The organism is Halonotius terrestris (assembly GCF_006861665.1).
Classification (GTDB): Archaea; Halobacteriota; Halobacteria; order Halobacteriales; family Haloferacaceae; genus Halonotius; species Halonotius terrestris.
In genome coordinates, this window is record NZ_RKLU01000005.1 from 99,676 (window position 1) to 120,394 (window position 20,719).

A 20,719-nucleotide genomic window follows, 5' to 3' on the forward strand; every position below is an offset into this window, starting at 1 on the left:
TCCCGCCTCGGTATGGGCGGTGCTGTGGAACGACAACGGCAAGATCGACGGTATTCTCTAGTCTCAAATCACTACTCAGGCGCGCCGACAACCCCGGAGCGACGCCGCTCGAAGGCCTGCCGGACGGCGTCGCTTGGGGCGAGCGCGTCGAGTTCACTCGTCACGTCGATCGCGTCGTACTCCGCGGCTCCGGCCGGTGTCTGTTTGAGGACATTGACGTGATAGAGATATGAGAGGCGAACCAGCCATTCGGCGTGGTCGTAGTCGTCGGGATGCTGGATGTAGAACGTCGTCCATCCTGACTGATCGAGGAGGTGGTGGACGCCAGTCTGTCCCTCCTCGATCAGCGCGTCACGGAGTGCGCGAAGGTAGGCGATATCGAGCATGCCCCACGCGTGGACGTGGCCGATCTCCCGCGGGCCGACGCGCCACTCGGTGCCGCCGAAGCGGTGCTCGCCAACCGTCACGCCCGGCCACGATCCGACCTCGTCGATGAGGTGGGTAACGCTTTCCGCTATCTCCGTTTTCGTCGCTGCTGTCATGGAATGGATACGCTTCGTGAGGAAATGAACCGTTCGCTGCCAAGGATCGGTCGCTCACCGCCGCAACAACACGGCAACCGGGATCAGGAGGAGCGCGCCGGCGACGAACGGCGACCAGTACACGCCGACGTAGGCTGCCGCCGCAAGCGGTGGGCCGACCGTTCGGCCGAGGCTGCCGGCCCCCTGCGTGACGCCGAAGGCTGCTCCCTGTGCGTCGTCGGTGGCCCCCTCCGAGACGAGGGCCGCGAGGCCGACCGTGATCGCGCCGTTGCCGAAGGAGGCCAACGCGCCGAAGGCCAACAGGACGAGTAGCCCGGCAGTCGCCCAGTCGGGGCCGACAGACAGTGGTGCCGTGCCCGCGAGCGGGGAGACCGCCAACACGAGCAGCGCGAGAAACAGCGAGACGACGCCGCTTCTGACAACGGTTCTGACGCCGACAGTCCGGGAGAGCCAGCCCACGAGGACGCCCTGATTGAGGATGCCCAGCGCGCCGATGTAGGCGAGAAACATCGCCGCCGCGGTCGCGTCGTAGCCGAAGAAGTCGGCCAGAAACGGGACGAACATGACGGTCATCCCGGCGAACGCAAGCGACGTGAGGAAGAACGCGATCACGAGCGGGCGGAGCGTCGCGTCGGCCAGTGCCGTCCGGAACTGCGTGACGAACGTGACTCGGCCCCTCGGACTGCGACGACGGTCAGGCTCTTTCAGCACCGCGAACGTGGCGGCGAGGGCAACAAAGGAAAAACCCGCGGCGGCGAAACTCGGCAGCGAAAACGGCGTGACCGGGACGAACGCCGGCAACACGCTGCGCGCCGTCGAGACGGCGATGTCGCTGGCGAGGAGGCCACCGATCGCGGGACCGAACACGAAGCCGAGGCCGAAGGCCGCACCGACGAGACCGAGCGCGCCCGGCCGATCCGCCGGTGGCGTCACGTCCGCGATGTAGGCCTGTGCGGCGGCGATGTTGCCGCCGGCCGCCCCGGACAACAGCCGCGCGCCGAACAGCACGGCGAGGCCGAGGGTGGTGCCACCGATCGTTCCGATCTCGCCGGCGAACCCGAAGATCACCCACGCGACCCCGGCGACGCCGACCGATAGCATGAGCACGGGCCGTCGGCCATGCACGTCCGAGAGCCGACCGAGGGCCGGCGCGGCGACGAACTGCGCCAGCGAGTACGAGGCTGCGACCACACCGATGAACACGTCGCTGACGCCGAACGAGCGCACGTAAAACGGCAACACGGGAATGATGATCCCGAACCCGAGGAGGTCGATGAACACGATCGCAACGACGACCGCGACACGGCGACGGGGGCCGGTCGCCGTTGGTATCGACGCCCCGTCGCTCGGTGCTGCCTGACCCGATGCCATTAATGAAAAACCGCGACGGGTAGGGTTACGTGTACCGGAAAAACCGCTCGGTCGCCAGCTTAGCTCCCGCTTCGTCCCGCGTAGCCAGCGATGGCCAGCAGGCCAACCAATCCGGCGATGACGCCACCGAGTCCCAGCGGGATAGAGCCTGACTGGCGGCCTCCTGACGTGCTTTCGGCGTCGTCAGCGTCGTCAGTGCCCGTCGTTTCAGTGTCGTCGCTGGTCGTCGTTGACGCCGTCGAGTCCTCGCTCGTACTCGACGCCGATGCATCCTCCGTTGTCACCGCGAACAGCGAGAAGTGCGTGGTTGTCGCATCGATGATAAGAGTCTCGTCCTGCTGTGTCGTTTCGGTCGGGAGGGCAGTCCAATTCGTTCCGTTCCATCGCGTGACGCCCACTGTCTCGTTCGCCTCGGTGTCGACAGCCGACGCCGAGAGTTCGAACCGGATCGTCGCGTTGGTCTCGGTCGCTGATTCGGGCGGCTCGATGCTGTATCGCTCGATGGTCGAGGCGGGCTCAGTCACGTCGTCGGGGAAGGAACGAATCCGCATAGCGACGACCCGGCCGTCGACATCCTCATCGAACCGAACGTGGCGGACGTCGCCGCCGGCGAAAGTGGCCGTTGCCGACCCACCGATCGTTCCGTGTTGTCGGTCGAGCGTGTTCGGGTCGCTGCCGCTGCTGGAACTCTCGCCGCTGGATCTCTCGCTGTTGGAGCTTTCAGTCGACTGGTCGGCGGCTGGCGTCCCTGCGGCCGGTTCAATTACAGTGACTGTCGTTGCGTCCTGTTCGGCGTCGATGCCGGCGGTCAGGTTCCACGTGCCGATATCGCTCTCAGCGGCTGTGTAGTTGAACGTGACCTGTTCGGTCCCACCGGGGGCGACTTCGGTACTGGTATTGGCTGTCTGTGTGCCGTTGAGTGCCATCCAGACTGTCGGCGTTGCCGACGCGTCACCGGTGTTTGTCACGGAGACCGGAACCGTGAGTGTCTCACCGAGTTCGATGTCGGACTCAACCGTGCCGAGTTCACTCGTCAGCTCCGGTGCGGGCGTGACGGTCACTTCCGCGGTTGGATAGTCGTCGTTGCTCTGGACGCTGATGTTGTCAGTCCCAACGTCAGCACCCGTCGTGTTCCACGCGAGCGACACTGTTCGCTCCTCGCCGGGATCGAGCGTCAGCGGCGGGCCAGCGACCGAATCGACGATCTCCTCGTCGAACGCCTTGAGGTGGACCTGTTGGCTATCCTGCGCCGTGCCGGTGTTCGTGACGACGGCGGTGACGGCGAGTGTGTCACCGGCGACGACAGAGCTGTTCACCTCGGTTATCTCGACTTCGAAGTGTGCGTCCTCGGAGGCGTGGTCAGTTGCGACCGCGCCGAGCGGTACTGCCACGAGCGCGACCGTCAGGAGGAGGGTTGTTGCGAGCGTTCCGATCCGTTTGGAAACCATACTGAGGCCGACAGCCGACGCGGAGTAAGGTATGATCGCGTTACTGAACCGCCGGGTTTACCATTGCGTCGTAAGCTGCTCCTTCCGTCGAGTAACCGCAACCGACTACCGAATCGAGATCCCCGAGGTGTCTATCGGTGAGCGTCCGTACGATTCGATTACCACGTCCTCAGCGAGTGAGAGCCGCCGATTACGCAGCGTAACAAAGCCGTCCGGTGTGGTATAGATGTGCTATGGCGACCATGTTGGACGAGAGCCCGCTGTGCCGACCGCCGGGGACGACAGGGCAGACAGCTCGGCAACGACAGGGGGTGTGTCAATGAGCGGGATCACCGAGATCCGACACGCACGCGTCGTGACGCCGACGACCGTCATCGAGGACGGCCACGTCGTCATCACTGGTAATCGGATCGCTGCCGTTGGCCCGACGCCCGGCCGCGAACTCCCGCGAACGACGACCATCGACGCCGAGGGCCGAACGCTCATGCCGGGGCTGATCGACCTCCACGGCGACGACATCGAAGGCCACCGGGAGCCACGCGCCGGCGCGGAGATCCCGCTTCCCACCGCGCTGACGGCCGCAGATCGGGCAAACCTCTGCAACGGCGTGACGACGAAGTTCCACGCCGTCGCCTTCGAGGACGCACCCGACGACGGCCGGAGCATCGAGGCCGCAACCGCGCTGGCGACCGAACTCGACGACGAGGAGTACACCCTCGGCGACAACCGACTCCACGCTCGGTGTGAGCTGACCGCCGGCAGCGTCGACGCCGTCGAGGACCTCAGCGAGACGGCCGCGATCGACCTGCTGTCGGTGATGCACCACGCCCCCGGCACGGGCCAGTACGACGCCGAGTCGTTCGAACGCCACTACATTGAGGACCGGAACTGGCCGGCCGACAGCGTTGCTGCGGCTGCCCGTAGTCGGGCGTCGATGGCCGAGGCCGACCGCGAGGCGCGGATCACGCGACTCGCCGATCTCGCCGACCGACTCGACTGTCCGCTGGCCTCACACGACGACGAGTCGCCAGCTGAAGTCGATCGGATGGCCGATCACGGCGCGACGATCAGCGAGTACCCGCTCACGCTCGATGCGATCCAACGGGCCGCGGACCGCGACCTCACGACAGTCATGGGCGCGCCGAACCTCCTCCGGGGCGGCAGCCTCTGGGACAATCTCAGCGTGGTCGACGCCATCGACGCCGGCTGTGTCGATGTCCTGTGTGCGGATTACCACCCACCGTCGCTGTTGGCCGCGCCGTTCGTCGATACCGGCGAACCGCTGCCGACGCGGGTGAACCGTGTCACGCGCAACCCGGCAGAGGTGGTCGGGCTCAGCGATCGCGGCCGGATCGCGGTCGGCGCACGGGCTGATCTCGTCGTTGTCGAGCCGGAGCCGACGCCGACTGTCGAACTCGTTGTCGTCGACGGCACTGAAGTCCTCAACGTGGGGCTTGGGGGCCGCGGAGCGGAAGGCTCCGAACCGACTGCGGGGCCGAACCCGTCGCTGGCCGCCTATCCAAGTCCGTCCGCGTTCGATTCCTCACGATAGCGGCCTCCCCAACGGCCGTATAACGAGCTGTTACCCGCCAGTAGCCGGCGTGTACTTACACCGTTCTTCTTCGAGCCACAGCGTGTATGTCCGAGTACGACACTGATAGCAGCCGACGATGCAACCGGTGTGGCACCGCCGTCAGCCGTCGATTCATCCGCGTCTTCGGGATGGGTGACACCGTCCACGGCTGTCTCGACTGCCGCCCCCGTCGGGAGCTCTCCCAAGGCGACGCTGCGCGACGCGATACTGACACCGCCGACGGCGACACGCTCACCGCGTGGAAAAGGAGCGGCAACTGAACCGCCGACGCCGGTCCATCAGGGACCGCAACCGATTCTCTGCCTCCAACCCACCACCGCGATCGACGCAGCAGCCTTCTACACCGCGTCAGCAACGAGTCGGCGACGCGTTATCGATCTCGCGTGACGTTCTCGCCGGGCTCGGTGCGGGTGCCTGCCGAGAGCGTGACGCCGGGGTTGATCCCGGTTTGAATACCGGTGGCGACATCGGGACCGAGCACCGTGCCGAACTTCCGGCGACCCGTCGAGACGCGGTCGCCTTTGACCGTGAGCGCGACGGGCTCGTCGTCGTGGCGGAGGTTGGCAACGTTGGTACCGGCGCCGAGGTTCACGTCGCGTGCGAGGATGCTGTCGCCGACGTAGGAGAGGTGACCGACGGTCGCCCCGGCCATCAGGACGCTGTTTTTGATTTCGACAGCGTGGCCGACGTGAGCGTCCTCGCCGAGCAGCGTCGCCCCCCGGATGTAGGCGTTCGGCCCGACTGAGCTGCCGGCCCGCAGCAGCGTCGGCCCCTCGATGACGACGCCCGGTCCGACGGAGACGCCCGCCTCGATGACCACGTCGCCGCGAATCGTCGCGTCCGGATGGATCTGTGTGTCTGCCGGGACGGTGAGATGGTTAGCCAAGACGCCGTCCGCAGCATGCGGGTCTCGGTCGGGAGCGGATTCGGCATCAGCGTTGTCGACGGTCGATGCATCCCAATCCTCGCCCATCACCGCGCCGCCGTCGGTCGTCGTTGTCGCAGCTGGCCCGCCGGGAAGTCGGCGTTCGTTCGCCGCCAGCAACTCCCACGGCCGGCCGACATCCAGCCACGTCTCGAAGACGACCGTCCCGAGGGCGTCGCGGTCGATCAGCCGCTCCAGTACGTCCGTCAGTTCGTACTCGCCGCGCTCGCTTTCGGGCACGTCCAACAGTTCGATGGCGTCCTTCGGGAAGGTGTAGGCCCCGGCGTTGACGAGGTTAGACTCCGGGTTCTCGGGTTTCTCGCGGACTTCGGTGACAACGCCGTCGTCGTCGGTTGCTAAGACGCCGTACGACGAGGGGTTGTCGACGCGAACGGCACCGACCTGTGGCACCGACTCGAACAGCCCCGCGAGATCGCTCGCCTCGTAGATCGAATCGCCGTTCAGAACGGCGAAATCGTCGTCCAGGTGGTCGGCGGCGGCCGCCAGCGCGTCGGCGGTCCCGCGCTGTTCGGTCTGTTCGGCGTATCGAACCGGGACGCCGCCGTAGGCGGTGCCGAAGTATTCGCGGATCTGGTCGCCGCCGTAGCCGACCGTGAGGACGAGTTCGTCCGCGCCGGCCGCCACTGCGGCGTCGGCGACGTGAGCGACCAGCGGCCGGTCGGCGACCGGCAGCAGCGGTTTCGGCATCGATTCGGTGAGCGGCCCCATCCGTGTGCCACGGCCGGCTGCGAGGATGACTACCTGCATGGACTATCGGTCGCCCTGTCGGTGGTTTGCTATAGAGCGATTACCGGGGGTCGCGGGCGACTGAGAGTCCTCTCAGGGAACCGTAGTGCGTGGGCTGTTCTCTCCGCTCATCGCTGCGTGCTATCCGGCGACGGGACGGTGATCGCTGTATCGAGAGCGGCTGTTTCAGTCCTCGCTTGTGAGCGAATGCCACGGCTAATCTCTCGGCTACGGGATACTTACGGAGATGACAGCCGACCATACCGCAGGCGGGGATCGTTATTGGATTTCGGCACGTCTCAGCAGTAAGCAACGTGGGTGATTATGTAAGCTAACCGAACCAATCGCCAGCGGCTGCATAACAAACGCCCGCCGGGCAGTGGGGTTTAGCGTGGTACAACCAAACGACGACACCGAACAGGCGGAACAGGGCGCGTTCGACAATACGCGACGACAGTTCATGACCGGTGCGGCCGGCGCGCTCGGCGGCGTTGCCGCCGGCAGTGCGTTCGTCGGCCCCGCGCTCGGTCAGACCGAAGAAGAAGACGACGAGGCGTCGGTCGAAAACGACTTCGAAGACGACGTGGCGATCCTCAACTACGCACTGACCCTTGAGTACCTCGAAGCGAAGTTCTATCAGGAAGGCCTCGACAACATCGGCGAGGAGGCCCTCTGTAACTGCCGTGCTGTCCCCGAGGACAGCCCGCTGAAAGAGCGGATGTACGATGAACTTGTGACGATCAAGGAGCACGAAGAACAGCACGTCGAAACCCTCATCTCGACGATCGAGTCCCTCGACGGCGAGCCAGTCGAGGAGCCGGCCTTCGACTTCGGCCTCGCTGTCGAGTACCCGATGGCCTTCCTCGGGACGGCTGTCCAACTCGAAGACGTGGGCGTCTCAGCGTACGCGGGTGCGGCCCCCGACATCGAGTCGGCGGACCTCATCCCGCCGGCTCTCGGCATCCACAGCGTCGAGGCACGACACGCCGCCTTCCTGCGGACGCTCAACGGCGTGACCAGCTACCCGAACGTCATCGACGAGGCGCGCTCGCGTGACGAGGTGCTGGCGATCGCCAGCGAGTACATCGTCGAGGGCGAAGAACCGGAGCCTGAGGAGGGCGAAGTCGGCAACGAAACGGAAGACGGCACCGAGGAGAACGTCACCGACGAGCCGGCTGAAAACGGCAGCGAAGCGGGTGTCACCAACGACACGACAACCGACAACGGGACGACCGGCGTCGAAAACGACACGACCGACAACGCCAGCTAAGCGACCTCGCGCCGTGGTTGCCGCGCTATTCTTTTTCGAGTTCCGTAATCACAACGTCCCAGTCCGGGTGGTCGCCGCCGTTGCGGCAGTCCCACCCGCCCTCGATGCCGACGCCGGCATCGGCTGCCTGTCGGAGAAGAGCCCCGAGCGCGGCGTTGAATTCGGCGGCCGTCTGTGGGCTGTCGCTCATTGGCTGCGAACCTCTCTTTCGGTTGAGTCGTCGCTGTTGTGGACGGATTCGGCGGTAACCTCCTCGCGCTCGACGGTGACGGCGTACTCCTCGTAGGTGAACGAGACTTCCACGGCCGAGGCGATGTTGCTGGCGGCCGCCACCACCGTATCTAAGGCATCGGTATCGACAGTGTTGTGGAGTTGCTCCATCTCGATCGGGCAGGTATCGAGGATTTCCACGAGGAGGGCGATAACGGCCATGCTCGGTGGGGTGGTCTCCGGATCGTAGCTCGCTCGATAGGTCCCCATGGCCGAATCGAACTCGAAGTCCCGTAGTTCGACGCCAGTTTTACTCGCTGTCATACCTCTCTTTAGTGTCCTGGTCGGTTTACCCGCCACCCTGACTATACAGTAGTTATAAATGCCACTGCCCTCCGGACCGATACGATAGTACCGTAAAGATCTGCACAACAACCGAAAACTGTTGCTAGAACTGTGCTTCCTACTCAGTATTTGTTTAAATATAAGCGTCTCACCACCATTGCCATGATGTGCCAAGCTACCGTCTTATGTAGTATAACCGGTTAATAGGCGTTCGTTAGATGAGTGTCATTATTGAATTCTCCATCTCCGCAGCGGATTTCGAACTCGGGCGCATTCTCGGCGTTGATCGGGATACTGTCATCGAACTCGAAACCCTCGTTCCACTGGGGAAAACGACCGTCCCGCTGTTCTGGATCCATGCGACTTCCATCGAGGAGTTCATCGATTCGATCAATCGCCATCCGGCAGTGCAAAGTGCGAGCAAGATCGATACCTTCGACGATCGAACGCTGTTGAAACTCGACTGGGAAGCCGCCATCGACGACCTCATCAGCGGAATCGAGGACGGTGATGGCCACATCCTCGATGCCATCGGTCGGGGTGCGGTCTGGGAGTTCGAAATCCAGTTCCCGGCCCACAAGCGGCTCAGTTCGTTTTCCGCCCACTGCGAAGCGGTGGGCATCCCGCTGACGGTACAGCGCGTCTACACGCCCTCCGAGCCGAAGGGAACACCACACGAGGGACTGAGCGACGCCCAACTGGAGGCCCTCTCGTTGGCAATCAAGCGGGGGTATTACGACATCCCTCGCGGCTGTTCAACGAAGGATCTCGCCGACGACCTCGGCATCTCCGATCAGGCCGTCACCGAACGCCTCCGGCGTGCCATCGTCACGCTCTCGACGACGACGCTCGACACGCTCGACGCCGACCGGTAGCCGAGCCTCGTGTACCATGCCAAACCCCGATCCGGCCCACGACACTCTAGTCTCGTATGCAGGGTTTTTCGACCATGTCCCCGTTCGTTCCCCAGAGGTATCGGTGATGGGTGATCTCGCCCGAACCGATGCGGCGCGGTCGACGGATACGCTCTTGGCGGCGATCAGCGACGATCACCGCCGGATCGTGTTGCGAACACTGGACGCAGTCGACGAGACGGCCCTCCACATCGACCGCCTCGCTGCCGCCGTCGCTGCCGCAGAGTCACCGCACGACGATCGGGATGCGGTCCAGCACCGCATCCGAACCGCGCTGCATCACACCCACCTCCCGAAGCTGGCTGCGGCGGGGTTGATCGAATACGACACCGCCACCAACCGGGTCGAGCTCGTCGACGACGAGCTGCGGGCCGCACTGCTCGCGGTCGTCGACAACGATGCTGCATAGCCTCTATCGGGACCAACATCTTTCGCGGACGGTTCCGTACGGCGATCCCAGATATTGACAACTCGCCGTACGGAATCAATAACTACCCCGTTGGCTCTGCTTATTGCTATTGTAGTGACCGGACGCGAAGTCCCCCGACGGTCGCTACGACCCCTGCCTCACTCTATCTCACCGAACGCCGGGTGCGGTCCCGGGGGTGCCGGGGCCCGCCGCCGGTGTTCGGACGCGTACCCCTCCCCCTTCCACTTTATCGCGCTATTCCACACGAGCGACGCGGCTGGTCAGTCAGCGACCGGTAGAACAGTCCTACCAAGCACAAAACATGGAGTAGCCAGTGTATACCAAAGTCACTGTCCGGTTGTGCAGACATATGGTGGATACAGTCAGCTCGACTGACGAGCAGCCAACAGGTGACAAACGAGTTGCGACGGCTCAGTATGGGTCGACTACGCCGGTAGCCGACCATCACGTGGTGGAGGTCGACTGTACCGTCTGGCGACCGATGAATAGCCACGGCGGCGTGACTCTCTGGGAAACGGCCGGTCATCGGACGTTTCACGTCGTCGAGTACGCGAGGCCGTCGATTCGGACGGCGATGGCCCGAGCGACCGGCACGACAGCCCTCCGCGTCCGCCTCGTCCCGCTCAACTCCCGTGGCGAGACGTGGCGTGCCGTCGGCGTCACCCCGAACCCATAGACGGTCCCTTGCGACGACCGGTATTCCCACTGTTTTTGTAGCCGAACGGCCGGCAACTGGCCGCTAGAGTCGGATAGCTGGCCAGTAGTCGGCCTCGATCCGATGTGTAACAGCGTGACAACGTAGGCGTTTCATTACTAACCCACCGGAGGTCGTCGTCCCTAGTGATGACGGAGTTCCTATCCGACAACGATCGAGAACGAATCGCCGAGTTCCTCGCTGCCCCCGCGTACGACCGCGATCCCGAAATACTGATCCCTGACGACGACGAACCGACTGAGAACTGAACTCGGCAGGCGGGTCTTTTTTGCTGGCTGTACGGTACATGATCACCACAGCAGCGACGCGGTAACGCTGCTGCAGACACGCCGCGTATCGGCCACTGAATCCTGTCTCTGTCGGGCTCACGCCCTGCGACTGCGCTTCAATTCCAGGACTGCCAGTTCAATTGGCGTGAGACGGTGCGGCGTAGAAATAGTATTACTCAAGAGATTCGATCGCAAAGTCGAGCGTAGTGAGTCAGGATATCCTCGGAATTCTCTTCGGCGATCCGTTTGCGGTAATGAATACGATCGGGTTGATCGCGTTCGCCCTTGTCGGCTCCTCGAAGGCAATCCGCGAGGAGTTCGACGTGCTCGGAATCATCATCGTCGGGCTTGCCATGGCATTTGCTGGTGGCGCGACGCGCGATCTCCTCGTGACACGAATCCCGCTGGCCCTGCAATCGCCGATCGAAATCACGCTGGGACTCCTCGGCGTTGGCTTGGCGATCGCACTGAGCGTCGTCCTCAGGGCTCCGGAAACACATCCGGTGACGCTCGTCGCCGACGCGATCGGCCTCGCTGCNTTNGCNACGACNGGNNCNATCGTNGCAACCGNGGCNGNNGTGTCNGCGTTCGGCGTCGTCGCGATTGCGACGATCAACGCCGTCGGCGGCGGAGCAGTCGCGGACATCCTGCTNGANCNNNCNCCGTTCATCCTCTTCGAGGACTTCTANGCGAGCTGTGCAATCCTCGGTGGCAGTGCGTACTGGGCAGTGGGCATGATCGGAGCAGCAGAGGGCACAGCTGCTGTGGTTTGTGCGTTGGTGACTGTTGGGACTCGGTTGGCTGCGGTTCTGTACAACTGGAACCTCCCGACAGTACAGACGTTAGGGCTCCGAACCGACTGACAAACAGACCGCTAGGCGAGGTTCTGGGCTTCGATGGTTTCCCAGATTGACTCGCCTTCTTCGGTGATGCCGTAGACACGGCCCTTCTGTCGCTCCTCGGAGACCAACAGCTCGACGAGGTCGTGATCGCGCAAGCCTTGAAGCGCACGCGAGACGTGCGTCGTCGGCCGATCGGTGTCGGTGGCGATCCGCGACGGCGTCGCCGGCGAGTCAGCGAGCCGCTGCAGCACCTTCACGCGGTACGACGAGGAGATCACGTAGCTAACCTCGTCCCACTCATCGCTCATGGTTTCCCCCCGATTTCGCTCCCGGACGCCGCCGACTCGTCGTCGCTGGCGTCGATGGTCGCCGGCAGTTCGTCGAGGCTCCGAATCTCCGCGTCGGGCTCGGATCGTTCATCCGGCGGTTCGATGTCAGCATATCGGCCGCGACGGAGGCGTACGGTCGTCATGCCGAAGGCGTTCGGCACCCGGAAGTCGACACGCGGATCGTCGCCGACGTAGACCGTCGACCACGGCAGCACCGACAGCGAGTCGAACATTCGCTCGAACACGCGACGGTCCTGTTTCGAGCTATCTATTTTGGGGGTGACGACCACGTCATCGAAGTGGTGGGTGAGCCCAAGCCGATCCAGTTTGGCGTGGCCACCGCGACCGTCCGTAATCAGTCCGAGTCGATACGCCTCGCCCAACTCGGCGAGAACCGCCTCGGTTTCGGGGTACGGCTCCAGCGGCGTCGTACTACTGTGGAAGGCCTCGACAGCCCGAGCCACGAGTCCGTTATCGAGGTCGTGCCGAGCGACGAGCACGCCGAAGGTACCCTCGGTGATGCCGGATTCGAAGTAGATATCGCGCAACTCCTCGTGGTAGCGGCCACCGGTTTCGGTTTCGATGTAGTCGGCGGCCGCATCGAGGCCGGCCCGTGCGTAGCGGGCGTAGGGGTACAGCGTGTCGTCCAAGTCGAAACAGACGGCGTGAATGGGAAGGCTCATTGCACACCTGCCTGCGGCGGTGCCTCGCGGTCGGCAGGCTCCGCGCCGACGTGATACGATCGACCGTCCGGCGATCGGAATAGCTCCTGCCAGTAGCGCACCATGTGGGTGCCCCACTGCACGTCGACCGCCGGGAGCGACTCGCCGAGGGCGTGTTTGACGCCGAGATACGGCATGTTCGCGCCCGCGCCGACGCACATGATGATCGTCCCCGAGACGCGGGGGTTGATTTCGATGACTTTCGGCTCGCCGTCGGCGTCGTATTTGAACTGGATGTTGATATTGTACTCTAAGCCGAGCTGCTGGCTGATTTCCGTGGCAGCCGCAATGAGGTCCTCGCGGCGTTCGACGGTGCCCTCGAAGGAGATGCCGGCCCGCGTTCGCGTTCTGGAGCGCGGGATCACCGGGCCGACGTCCTCGCCCATCGCCAACACGTCAACGCTGTACTCCTCGCCGGGCAGGTATTCCATGACCGCCAACTCGGGAAACTCCTCGGCCGACGCGAGGATCGGCCGCATCTCGTCAAGCGTCGTCACCGCGGTATCGGGTTTCGACTCCAGTAGTCGGGTCAGGCGATCAGTGCTTTCGTCCAGCACCCGAAAGCCGCGCATCCCGCTTGCGACCGGCGGCTTGAAACAGACCGGGTTCTCGGGGTAGCCGAGATCTTCGACGGCTGCGACGAACTCGGCTTCGGTGTCGACGCGGCGGTAGTCAGGCGCGGCCGCGAACCCCTCGCTGTCGAGGAACTCGTAGAGTTGGCCTTTGTCGTTGGCGACGCCGAGAGCCTCCGTTTCGGAGACCATGACCGTCCCCTTGAAGGCGTCGCGATTGGCCGCCAGGGGCTCGATCTCGGCGGTCGTCAGCGGCAGAATCACGTCGGCGTCGACGTGGTCGGCGATCTCCGCTAACCGCGGGACGAACGCCTCGTCGTCGCCAGCCGGTACTGTCGCGTGCTCGTCGACGAGCGCGAAGCCGTAGGCCTCGCTGTCCATGTCGACGCCGACGATGTGGAACTCACGTTCATCGGTCGTTCGGAGACTGCGGATGATCCCCGACGCACCCGGCGCGCCGGCACCCGTGATGAGGACTGTGCAATCGGTATCACCCGATCCCGCTGTGTGGTGGCTCATGAGTCCTCCACCGCCGGCGAATCAGCCGGCTGATCCTCGGTGAGATCGTCGGTTGGGACGCCGAGAGCAGCGTGCTCGCCGTTCTTGTCAGCCGCGAGCGTCGGCGGGTCGGCTGCCGACGCGTCGTCCGTTGTCGACTGGGTAGCTGTCGCGTCGTCGACGGTGTCGTCGCCAACATCCGCGTCGTCGGCATCGGGCGCGATGTGTGCTTCCAGATGCCTGTTGGCGTCCTGATCGCGGACGGTCGCATACAGCAATGTCAGCGTCCCGACGACCGTCGAAAGCAACCATGAACCGCTATCGTCATCGCGGCTGAGCAGTGATTTCAGCAGACCGAGGACGCCGAGGCCGGTCACGGCAGTCCCAAGCAGGTACAGCGGCGCGACCGGGTTGTAGCTGGTCATCAGGTACTTCCGGCGGAGTCGCCAGCCGAAGCTCCGCAACAACATTAGGGAGACACGTGGGATGTACTCCTTGTAGTCGATGTGGCTTTTCCAGCCCTCGGTGTAGGCGTACTCCGAGGAGCGCGGCACGTCGGCGATCCGCACGTCTGCGGCGTTAAGCCGGACGAGCAGGTCGTTGCAGTAGCCGTAATACTCGTACATGCCCTCGATGTCAGTGTCTTCGAGTGCCTGCTGGGAGATCGCGGTGTAGCCGTTCTGGGAGTCCATCGATCCCCAGTAGCCGCTGGCGATTTTGGTCAGATACGAGAGGATCACGTTCCCCAGCAGGCGGAACCGTGGCATCTCCGCCCAGTCATCCGGGCGCGCAAAGCGGTTACCCTTGGTGTAGTCGGCGACGCCGTCGGCGATGGGGTCGAGATATCGCGTTAGTACTCTGGGGTCCATCTGGTCGTCGCCGCCGAGGACGGCTGTCACGTCGATGCCCTCGCTGTGAGCGCGATGGTAGCCGGTCTTGATCGCGCCGCCGACGCCGCGGTTCTGCTCGTGTTGGATCGGGACGACCAGCTCCTCAAAGTGGCCCTCGTGGGCTGCGTTGCGGGCGTCGGCGTGGTCGCAGATCTCGCCCCACGTGTCGTCAGTGCTCCCGTCCTCGACGACGTAGGCGCGGTCGATGAACGCCGGCAGGTCGTCGATGACGCTGCCGACGAAGCCCTCCTCGTTGTAGGCGGGGATAACGACCCCGACGGTCAGCTCCCTATACATGGGCGGCTCCCGCGGTGATACGTGTCGGCTGTCGGTTCGGTCGTTGGTTGAATCGTAGTCTCATTATGCTGTTTCTCCGTCGATGAACTGCTCGCGGGTGGTGCGGTCGGCGTGCCCACAGGCCGCCTCGGTCGCCTGCGCGACGCGCTCGGCGAAGGTGGCGTCGCTGCGTCCCCACAGCCCGGGATGGGTGAGCACCTGTGCGGTATCAGGGAAGTCGTCAACGTCGGGCGAGTTATTCCGCCATCGCTGGCTGGAGTCGGCGACGTAGCCGATTTCGTCCAGCAGAGCCGACTCGTAGGTGCTCCGGAAGGCGTCGAACTCACGGTTGAGCACCCACGTCGGCGGCCGGTGGAACGACACCGTCTCGCTCGGCGAGACGATGGTTTCCAGCATCGACTGCTCCTCGCGGACGCGTGCCTCGATGTCGCCGGTCGCCGGCGGCTCGTCGGCCGGCCAGTACTCGTGGGTGCTGAAATGGAGAGCCACGTCGTGGCCGAGTGATTCGATCTCCCGGAGTGCCGCCCGGTGGGTCGCCTCGTGTGGGTTGTACAACGACGACGTGAGCAACACGCAGTACGTCGCCTCGATTCCGAGGTCTGCCTCGATGTGGGCCATCGTGACGGCCGCATCGACTGAGAGGTCCATATCGTGCCGGAGGACGATGTCGCCGTAGCCGATGGACGCCGAAAACGGCCGGAACCGGTAGCCGTTGGCGCGGAGCTCCTGGAGGAACTTCCGGTACCACCGATAGGTGAACGCCATCTCGCCGGACGGGCCGGTGTCTTGCTCAGTGAGTCGTTCAGCCATGCCACTTTCACGGAGGCGGTAACTGGGAGTAGTAATAGATCGCTTATCGGTGGCCAATGGGTCACTACCTGTCAGTAGCCCGTCCCTGTCGGGTTCGGTTGCGGTCGCTCTGCGTTTCCCTCACGATCGTCCGCGTTCGAGTCGTGTTCGGAGTCGCTCTCCGAGCTGTCCGGGGAGGCCAACTCCCGGCGCGCCATCAGCGAACCAGAGAGCCACCGTTGCCAGCGTGAGGAGGAGATACGCGACCACCAGCGTCACCGAATCGATCGACAGCAACGACTCGAACAGCTCACCGAAATAGACCAGTCCGCGACCGAGGCCGAGGTCTTGGTCGTACGGCTCCTGTGCGACGAACGGCCAGAGCACGCGGTCGACGGCTATCGGATCACCGTACCGAAGCGGATTCACCACGTCGCCGACCAGATGTGACCAGTAGCCGACGACGAAGCCGGCTCCGAGCGCTCGCCGGTCGGTTCGTACCGCGGCGACGCCGATGAGGAGCCCAAGCGGCACCGCGAACAGTAGCGAGTGGCCGAGTGCCGAGCCCGTGGTAAAGATGCCGAGGCCCCACGAGAGCGGTTTGTCTATCAGGTCAGGCAGCTGTGTTCCGAAAAGGAGGGCGACGGTTGGGAGTTCAGCTGGCGGTGCCTGCCCGCGGGCGCGACGCGACAGCGAGTAGGTCAGATACCCCAGTGCCGCGTGTTCCCACGGCCACATTCAGGAGCCTCTCATGCCCGGAGCTGGGTCACCGCACCGCGGGTCGCCTCAACGATCCGATCGAGCTCCGTCTCGGTCAGGTTGGGATGCACCGGCAGCGACAACACCTCGTCGGCGGCCGCTTCCGCGACCGGCGCGTCAGCGTCGTACCCGTCGTAGGCGGCCAGTTCGTGGATCGGCGTCGGATAATACACCCCCGAATCGACGCCGTTGTCAGCGAGGTGCGCTTGCAGCCGCTCGCGGTCGGGCACGCGAACCGTGTACTGGTGATAGGCGTGTTCAACCCCGTCGGGAGCGTTGGGGGTAGTGAGCCCATCGATATCGCTCAGTTCGTCAGTCAACCGCTGGGCGTTGGCGCGACGGCTGGCGACCCACTCGGGCAGGCGGTCGAGTTGGACGCGGCCGATGGCGGCCGCGAGACTCGTCATCCGGAAGTTGTGGCCCACGCGCTCGTGGGCGTAGCCGCCGTCGCTACCGCGGCCGTGATTGCAGAAACTCGCCGCCCGATCGGCGACTGCTTCGCGGTCGGTGAGGATCATCCCACCTTCACCGGTCGTCATGTTCTTCGTCGGGTAAAACGAGAAGGCCGCGGCATCGCCGAACGTGCCGACCGCGTCGCCGTCGACGGTCGCCCCGTGGGCTTGGGCGGCGTCCTCAACGAGCGGTATCCCTGCGTCGTCGGCAATGTCGCGGAGTGCGGCGACGTCAGCAGGCAGTCCGTAGAGATGCACCGCCAGTATCGCGTCGGCGTCGGCCTTGCGGACGGCACGCTCGGTCGCGGCCGGATCGAGATTGTACGTCTCGGGGTCGATATCGGCGAAGACCGGCCGCGCGCCGGCCAGCCGGATCGCGTTCGCGCTGGCGACGAACGACAGCGGCGTCGTGACGACGCGGTCGCCCGCGCCGATGTCGAGGGCTTCCAGCGCGGCGTGCAGCGCGGTCGTCCCGTTGGAGGTGGCGACGGCGTGGCCGGCCCCGCAGTAGTCGGCGAACTCCGCCTCGAACGCTCTGACTTCGGGGCCGTCGGCGACCATCCCGCTTTCGAGTACGTCGTCGACGGCGTCGATCTCGTCGGGGCCGAACGTTGGGTTTGCGAGCGGGATCATGCGATGACGTTCTCTCCCTTGAGCTCCTCCGGCAGCGGGCGGTGGTTCGCGGGGACGCCCATCGCCAACATCCCCGGCGGCACGTCCTCGCTGACGACCGCGCCCGCGGCGATAAACGCGTTCTCACCGACGGTAACGCCCGGGAGGATCGTCGCGTTCGCGCCGACGGAGACGCCGTCCCGTAGCGTCGGCCCCTCAAGATCCTCGTCACGCCGAAGCGGATAGGGGTCGTTCGTCAGCACGGCGTTCGGCCCACAGAAGACGCGATCGCCGAGTTCGGTCTCCGGCGGGACGTAGACGCCGGTCTGGATGCTGACGTTGTCGCCGACCGTCACCGAGCCATCGAGGACCGATTTCGTCCCGAGAATCACGTCGTCGCCGACGATCGTGTGTTCGCGGACGAGCGCGTCGTGGCCGGTGGTAAATCCGCGGCCGAGATCAACGTCCGCGTAGATCTTCGTGCCGGATCTGATTCGTGCGTCCGCGCCGATCAACGTCGGGCCAACGTCGTCGGCGTACTGGTAGCCGACAGTCGCACCGTCGTCAACCGTCGGGTTCGCGCCGAAGACGACGCGGCTCATTCGCACACCTCAACGCCGAGGGGCAGTCGGCCCCTCGCGCAACCTCGCTCGTCCGGCCACCCGATCCACGCGCTCCGTGTGGCACCAGTAAGTAGTGGTATATCCATTGGTATCTCCGTGTTTCGCGGGGGTGAACGGGGGCCCGCTACGGGAGGGACGTTCGGCTGAAGCGGGCTTTGTTATAGATCGCTTTCAGCGAATCATCGCCTCGCTTTCAGCGACGAACTGAATCGGTACAGGAACAATCGGTTCGGTGTTCGACACAACGGTCGATTCCTCTCCGGGTCCGACATCAATCGGCTCTGTGGGTCCAAACGAACGCACCGAGCCCGTAGGCCACAAACACGATAACAAGACAGCCGACGGTCCCGTCGATCACGGGGAGCGGTGTCATCGGATCGACGAGCAGTGCGGTTCCGAGCGCGGCTGCCCCACCCACCGAAAGGATCGTGGAGTAGCGGTACCAGTCGGGTTCAGCACCCGGGGCCGCGGTTTCGAGGTAGTCGTACACTGCGTCCGTATTGGCTGCGCGTGCGACGGTCCCGCGGGACTTGTTGAACTCGATAACGTCCATGCTGTCCATCTTCGGGAGGTGACACTGGTAGAGGCCGACATAGACACACTTGCGCTCGCTGGAGGTGAGCTGTTCGATCGGCTTGTCGTTCTCCAACGCGGCGATCCGCTCGGCGAGATCGCTCAGCGAGAGCTTGTCGTCGGTCTGCTTGAGCATCCCCAACACGCGGCGACGACGCTCGTTTTTCAGGACAGCGAACACCTGATCCAGCGGCAACGAGGCGTCGGCCATATCGTCCGCTCCCGGTTCGGCCGCGGAAGCGGCTGTCATCGCAGCCAACGTCTCCGTGTCGTCGGTTGGTTTCGTGATGCTCGTCCATGGGACGACGCTACCGTTCTCACTCGATCCGTCGGTATCGGCGTCGGTCGCCGCCTGTGCGTCGTGGTCAGTTACTGGTTCCGCCGTGTCGGTGCCCGTCTCACTTTGTGGCATACTGGTCTTCCTGTGTGTGTCGTTCGGGGTCGTTGGTTATGCATCCGTAGTCGTTGGGGTTGTAACTCCGGATCGGCAGGCGAATGCCCGGCAGCCGTATCTGCTTAACTCAATGTCAGGAAGGAAATCAACTCGTTGCATGGTTCATAATGTCTTTAATATCATCAGTACCGTAACCGTGCAAGCATCGTTCCCGTCTTCCTCCCGGTTACGGGTCGGCCAATGGGCTGACTGAACCGAGGCTACTAGCAGGGGTTGTCATGGATCGTCTTCAGCGAGAAAACCGCACGCCACATGAATTGGCTACTGTGGTAATCGAACTATTCCGGAGCCGATGAGTCTTCAGCTTCCGCTCGGCGGGATGTCCAGTGGAGACAGACGGCTCCGTAGGCGGCGAAAGCGACTAACAGGGCGACGACGGCGATGTCCATGACCGGAAGCGTCGTCATCGGCTGGGTAAGCAGCGCGCTCCCGAGGCCGGCGACCCCGACCAGCGACAGTCCCATGGAGTAGCGGTGCCATTCCGGCTCGTCGGGCTCGTCGGCGGTATCGAGATACCGGTACATGATCTCCATGTTGTCACCGAGTTCGATCGTGCCGCGGGGCTTGTTGAAGTTGATGACGCCCATGCCGTCCATCTTCGGGAGGTGGCACTGGTAAAGGCCGACATAGACGCGCTTGCGCTCGCCGGAGGTGATCTGTTTGATCGGTTTGTCGTTCTCCCAGGCGGCGATCTGCTCGGCGAGGTCGCTCAACGAGAGCTGGCCGTCGGCGTCCTGCAGCATCCGCAGCACGCGCCGGCGACGCTGGTTTTTCAGGACGCCGAAGACCTGATCTAACGGGAGGGGCGCGTCCTCGGGCTCCGCGTCGGCTGGCTCCTCGGTCGGCATCGACTCGGCAGACGCAGGTGACGAGGGCTCGGCATTAGCTGGTGACGGTGGTGTTTCAGGGGGCGCGTCACTCGCTTGCGACATAGCTATCCTCCTGTGGGCATCGGGGGGGGCGGGGGGTAGATTGTGTGGGGATCATAGAGTGTGGAACCGAGTTCTTACCGGTCGAAATGCCCGGATACTCAGCTCCTGAAGGCGTTTGGTGGATAGCCGGAGGCCGGTTAAAGACAGTGCATGATGCTCGCTTTCCTAACATATTCGGCCCCGTTGTGACTGACTGTGCGGCGATACGGAAGGGGGGTTCGGGACTGGCGGTATGGTTCTCCATGGATGATAGTGGGGACGACGGTGTCGGTTGTCGCGTTGTCGGTCGGGTAGTAGTTCGTGGCTTCGGTGACGGTAGGCCACGTTCCGACGCTCGCGTCCTCTGTGTGGAGCCATCGATGGGGCTTTGTTATAGATCACATATCGCCACGGTTGCGCCGGATCGCCCTGAGTTGTCGCCGAATTATTGTCGTGGTTCTGCCCAGCAATCGCCTGTCGGAACATGACAATCACGCCGGCGGAGTATGCGGTTTGTACTCGCAGTACTGCCGGCGTAACAAAGCCGATACAACCGGTTCGTAGGTGTATGACCACGCTGCCACTGACCAACGGGACGACGGGAGCGTCGACGAGC

General features: G+C 64.1%; 23 protein-coding genes. 7 read left to right on the top strand and 16 right to left on the bottom strand.

The genetic code is table 11. The features are described 5' to 3' along the window. Positions 1-71: 71 nt before the first annotated feature. Genes EGH24_RS11805 through EGH24_RS11815 form a run of 3 tightly spaced genes read right to left on the bottom strand, consistent with a single transcriptional unit; the run spans position 72 to position 3,361 of the window. On the bottom strand, positions 72-542 hold the full coding sequence (locus EGH24_RS11805) for a luciferase domain-containing protein (RefSeq protein ID WP_142980344.1): 471 nt from the start codon (positions 540-542) through the stop codon (positions 72-74). A 54-nt stretch (positions 543-596) separates the two neighbouring features. After that, the gene (locus tag EGH24_RS11810; protein ID WP_142980345.1) at positions 597-1,913 is read right to left on the bottom strand and encodes an MFS transporter; all 1,317 of its coding nucleotides are present in this window, start codon (positions 1,911-1,913) and stop codon (positions 597-599) included. A 59-nt stretch (positions 1,914-1,972) separates the two neighbouring features. After that, positions 1,973-3,361 (bottom strand): CARDB domain-containing protein, encoded by a 1,389-nt coding sequence (locus tag EGH24_RS11815; RefSeq protein ID WP_142980346.1) that lies wholly within the window; start codon positions 3,359-3,361, stop codon positions 1,973-1,975. 319 nt (positions 3,362-3,680) lie between these two features. Between EGH24_RS11815 and EGH24_RS11820 the strand changes: the two genes are divergently transcribed. Together EGH24_RS11820 and EGH24_RS11825 are read left to right on the top strand one after the other, a co-directional pair. Then, entirely contained in the window at positions 3,681-4,913 is a 1,233-nt protein-coding gene (locus EGH24_RS11820) for an alpha-D-ribose 1-methylphosphonate 5-triphosphate diphosphatase (protein WP_142980347.1), read from the top strand. 86 nt (positions 4,914-4,999) lie between these two features. Beyond that, positions 5,000-5,215, top strand: a complete 216-nt coding sequence (locus EGH24_RS11825; protein WP_142980348.1) for a DUF7563 family protein — start codon at positions 5,000-5,002, stop codon at positions 5,213-5,215. 110 nt (positions 5,216-5,325) lie between these two features. Here EGH24_RS11825 and EGH24_RS11830 read toward each other — a convergent pair whose 3' ends face one another. Continuing rightward, positions 5,326-6,648 (bottom strand): sugar phosphate nucleotidyltransferase, encoded by a 1,323-nt coding sequence (locus tag EGH24_RS11830; RefSeq protein ID WP_142980349.1) that lies wholly within the window; start codon positions 6,646-6,648, stop codon positions 5,326-5,328. A 370-nt stretch (positions 6,649-7,018) separates the two neighbouring features. Here EGH24_RS11830 and EGH24_RS11835 point away from each other — a divergent pair, with 370 nt between their 5' ends. Next, a complete protein-coding gene (locus EGH24_RS11835; protein ID WP_246057974.1) occupies positions 7,019-7,897 on the top strand; it encodes a ferritin-like domain-containing protein in 879 nt (292 codons plus the stop codon). 25 nt (positions 7,898-7,922) lie between these two features. Here EGH24_RS11835 and EGH24_RS15405 read toward each other — a convergent pair whose 3' ends face one another. Then, a complete protein-coding gene (locus tag EGH24_RS15405) occupies positions 7,923-8,087 on the bottom strand; it encodes a hypothetical protein (protein WP_185903309.1) in 165 nt (54 codons plus the stop codon). Further along, complete coding sequence (locus EGH24_RS11840; RefSeq protein ID WP_142980350.1) at positions 8,084-8,431, bottom strand: HalOD1 output domain-containing protein; 348 nt, start codon at positions 8,429-8,431, stop codon at positions 8,084-8,086. Before EGH24_RS11840 ends, EGH24_RS15405 begins: the two co-directional genes overlap by 4 nt. Before the next feature lie 239 nt (positions 8,432-8,670). On the opposite strand from EGH24_RS11840, the gene EGH24_RS11845 reads away from it, so the two are divergent. From EGH24_RS11845 to EGH24_RS11860, 4 genes are all read left to right on the top strand, one after another. Next, the gene (locus tag EGH24_RS11845) at positions 8,671-9,327 is read left to right on the top strand and encodes a helix-turn-helix domain-containing protein (RefSeq protein ID WP_142980351.1); all 657 of its coding nucleotides are present in this window, start codon (positions 8,671-8,673) and stop codon (positions 9,325-9,327) included. Between the two features lie 16 nt (positions 9,328-9,343). Next, positions 9,344-9,775, top strand: coding sequence for a DUF7344 domain-containing protein (locus EGH24_RS11850; protein WP_142980352.1), 432 nt, complete (start codon positions 9,344-9,346; stop codon positions 9,773-9,775). A gap of 472 nt (positions 9,776-10,247) precedes the next feature. Continuing rightward, a complete protein-coding gene (locus tag EGH24_RS11855) occupies positions 10,248-10,472 on the top strand; it encodes a hypothetical protein (protein WP_142980353.1) in 225 nt (74 codons plus the stop codon). Between the two features lie 514 nt (positions 10,473-10,986). Further along, positions 10,987-11,643: a trimeric intracellular cation channel family protein gene (locus tag EGH24_RS11860; protein ID WP_142980354.1), complete on the top strand. Its 657-nt coding sequence runs from the start codon at positions 10,987-10,989 to the stop codon at positions 11,641-11,643. Between the two features lie 11 nt (positions 11,644-11,654). Here EGH24_RS11860 and EGH24_RS11865 read toward each other — a convergent pair whose 3' ends face one another. The 10 genes from EGH24_RS11865 to EGH24_RS11910 form a co-directional block, all read right to left on the bottom strand. Then, the gene (locus EGH24_RS11865; protein WP_142980355.1) at positions 11,655-11,930 is read right to left on the bottom strand and encodes a winged helix-turn-helix domain-containing protein; all 276 of its coding nucleotides are present in this window, start codon (positions 11,928-11,930) and stop codon (positions 11,655-11,657) included. Beyond that, positions 11,927-12,634: an HAD family hydrolase gene (locus EGH24_RS11870; protein WP_142980356.1), complete on the bottom strand. Its 708-nt coding sequence runs from the start codon at positions 12,632-12,634 to the stop codon at positions 11,927-11,929. Before EGH24_RS11870 ends, EGH24_RS11865 begins: the two co-directional genes overlap by 4 nt. Next, on the bottom strand, positions 12,631-13,764 hold the full coding sequence (locus tag EGH24_RS11875) for an ATP-grasp domain-containing protein (protein ID WP_142980357.1): 1,134 nt from the start codon (positions 13,762-13,764) through the stop codon (positions 12,631-12,633). Before EGH24_RS11875 ends, EGH24_RS11870 begins: the two co-directional genes overlap by 4 nt. Continuing rightward, positions 13,761-14,930, bottom strand: coding sequence for a glycosyltransferase family 2 protein (locus EGH24_RS11880; protein WP_142980358.1), 1,170 nt, complete (start codon positions 14,928-14,930; stop codon positions 13,761-13,763). The genes EGH24_RS11875 and EGH24_RS11880 overlap by 4 nt, the downstream gene beginning before the upstream one ends. A gap of 63 nt (positions 14,931-14,993) precedes the next feature. Continuing rightward, a complete protein-coding gene (locus EGH24_RS11885; RefSeq protein WP_142980359.1) occupies positions 14,994-15,740 on the bottom strand; it encodes a hypothetical protein in 747 nt (248 codons plus the stop codon). 120 nt (positions 15,741-15,860) lie between these two features. Further along, on the bottom strand, positions 15,861-16,457 hold the full coding sequence (locus EGH24_RS11890) for a metal-dependent hydrolase (protein WP_142980360.1): 597 nt from the start codon (positions 16,455-16,457) through the stop codon (positions 15,861-15,863). Between the two features lie 11 nt (positions 16,458-16,468). Beyond that, positions 16,469-17,563 carry a DegT/DnrJ/EryC1/StrS family aminotransferase gene (locus EGH24_RS11895; RefSeq protein WP_142980361.1) on the bottom strand — a complete coding sequence of 365 codons (1,095 nt, stop codon included), beginning with the start codon at positions 17,561-17,563 and terminating at the stop codon, positions 16,469-16,471. After that, positions 17,560-18,144, bottom strand: coding sequence for an acyltransferase (locus EGH24_RS11900; protein WP_142980362.1), 585 nt, complete (start codon positions 18,142-18,144; stop codon positions 17,560-17,562). Before EGH24_RS11900 ends, EGH24_RS11895 begins: the two co-directional genes overlap by 4 nt. A gap of 292 nt (positions 18,145-18,436) precedes the next feature. Then, on the bottom strand, positions 18,437-19,150 hold the full coding sequence (locus EGH24_RS11905; protein WP_142980363.1) for a DUF7344 domain-containing protein: 714 nt from the start codon (positions 19,148-19,150) through the stop codon (positions 18,437-18,439). A gap of 320 nt (positions 19,151-19,470) precedes the next feature. Next, positions 19,471-20,124: a DUF7344 domain-containing protein gene (locus EGH24_RS11910; protein WP_142980364.1), complete on the bottom strand. Its 654-nt coding sequence runs from the start codon at positions 20,122-20,124 to the stop codon at positions 19,471-19,473. Positions 20,125-20,719 lie beyond the last annotated feature (595 nt).

Excerpts from the sequence above, each read along its gene's own strand:
- EGH24_RS11885 (WP_142980359.1), bottom strand. The coding sequence starts at position 15,740 with ATGGCTGAACGACTCACTGAGCAAGACACCGGCCCGTCCGGCGAGATG.
- EGH24_RS11890 (WP_142980360.1), bottom strand. The coding sequence starts at position 16,457 with ATGTGGCCGTGGGAACACGCGGCACTGGGGTATCTGACCTACTCGCTG.
- EGH24_RS11895 (WP_142980361.1), bottom strand. The coding sequence starts at position 17,563 with ATGATCCCGCTCGCAAACCCAACGTTCGGCCCCGACGAGATCGACGCC.
- EGH24_RS11820 (WP_142980347.1), top strand. The coding sequence starts at position 3,681 with ATGAGCGGGATCACCGAGATCCGACACGCACGCGTCGTGACGCCGACG.
- EGH24_RS11870 (WP_142980356.1), bottom strand. The coding sequence starts at position 12,634 with ATGAGCCTTCCCATTCACGCCGTCTGTTTCGACTTGGACGACACGCTG.
- EGH24_RS11815 (WP_142980346.1), bottom strand. The coding sequence starts at position 3,361 with ATGGTTTCCAAACGGATCGGAACGCTCGCAACAACCCTCCTCCTGACG.
- EGH24_RS11900 (WP_142980362.1), bottom strand. The coding sequence starts at position 18,144 with ATGAGCCGCGTCGTCTTCGGCGCGAACCCGACGGTTGACGACGGTGCG.
- EGH24_RS11910 (WP_142980364.1), bottom strand. The coding sequence starts at position 20,124 with ATGTCGCAAGCGAGTGACGCGCCCCCTGAAACACCACCGTCACCAGCT.
- EGH24_RS11850 (WP_142980352.1), top strand. The coding sequence starts at position 9,344 with ATGCCAAACCCCGATCCGGCCCACGACACTCTAGTCTCGTATGCAGGG.
- EGH24_RS11845 (WP_142980351.1), top strand. The coding sequence starts at position 8,671 with ATGAGTGTCATTATTGAATTCTCCATCTCCGCAGCGGATTTCGAACTC.
- EGH24_RS11875 (WP_142980357.1), bottom strand. The coding sequence starts at position 13,764 with ATGAGCCACCACACAGCGGGATCGGGTGATACCGATTGCACAGTCCTC.
- EGH24_RS11830 (WP_142980349.1), bottom strand. The coding sequence starts at position 6,648 with ATGCAGGTAGTCATCCTCGCAGCCGGCCGTGGCACACGGATGGGGCCG.
- EGH24_RS15405 (WP_185903309.1), bottom strand. The coding sequence starts at position 8,087 with ATGAGCGACAGCCCACAGACGGCCGCCGAATTCAACGCCGCGCTCGGG.
- EGH24_RS11840 (WP_142980350.1), bottom strand. The coding sequence starts at position 8,431 with ATGACAGCGAGTAAAACTGGCGTCGAACTACGGGACTTCGAGTTCGAT.
- EGH24_RS11905 (WP_142980363.1), bottom strand. The coding sequence starts at position 19,150 with ATGCCACAAAGTGAGACGGGCACCGACACGGCGGAACCAGTAACTGAC.
- EGH24_RS11825 (WP_142980348.1), top strand. The coding sequence starts at position 5,000 with ATGTCCGAGTACGACACTGATAGCAGCCGACGATGCAACCGGTGTGGC.
- EGH24_RS11805 (WP_142980344.1), bottom strand. The coding sequence starts at position 542 with ATGACAGCAGCGACGAAAACGGAGATAGCGGAAAGCGTTACCCACCTC.
- EGH24_RS11865 (WP_142980355.1), bottom strand. The coding sequence starts at position 11,930 with ATGAGCGATGAGTGGGACGAGGTTAGCTACGTGATCTCCTCGTCGTAC.
- EGH24_RS11880 (WP_142980358.1), bottom strand. The coding sequence starts at position 14,930 with ATGTATAGGGAGCTGACCGTCGGGGTCGTTATCCCCGCCTACAACGAG.
- EGH24_RS11810 (WP_142980345.1), bottom strand. The coding sequence starts at position 1,913 with ATGGCATCGGGTCAGGCAGCACCGAGCGACGGGGCGTCGATACCAACG.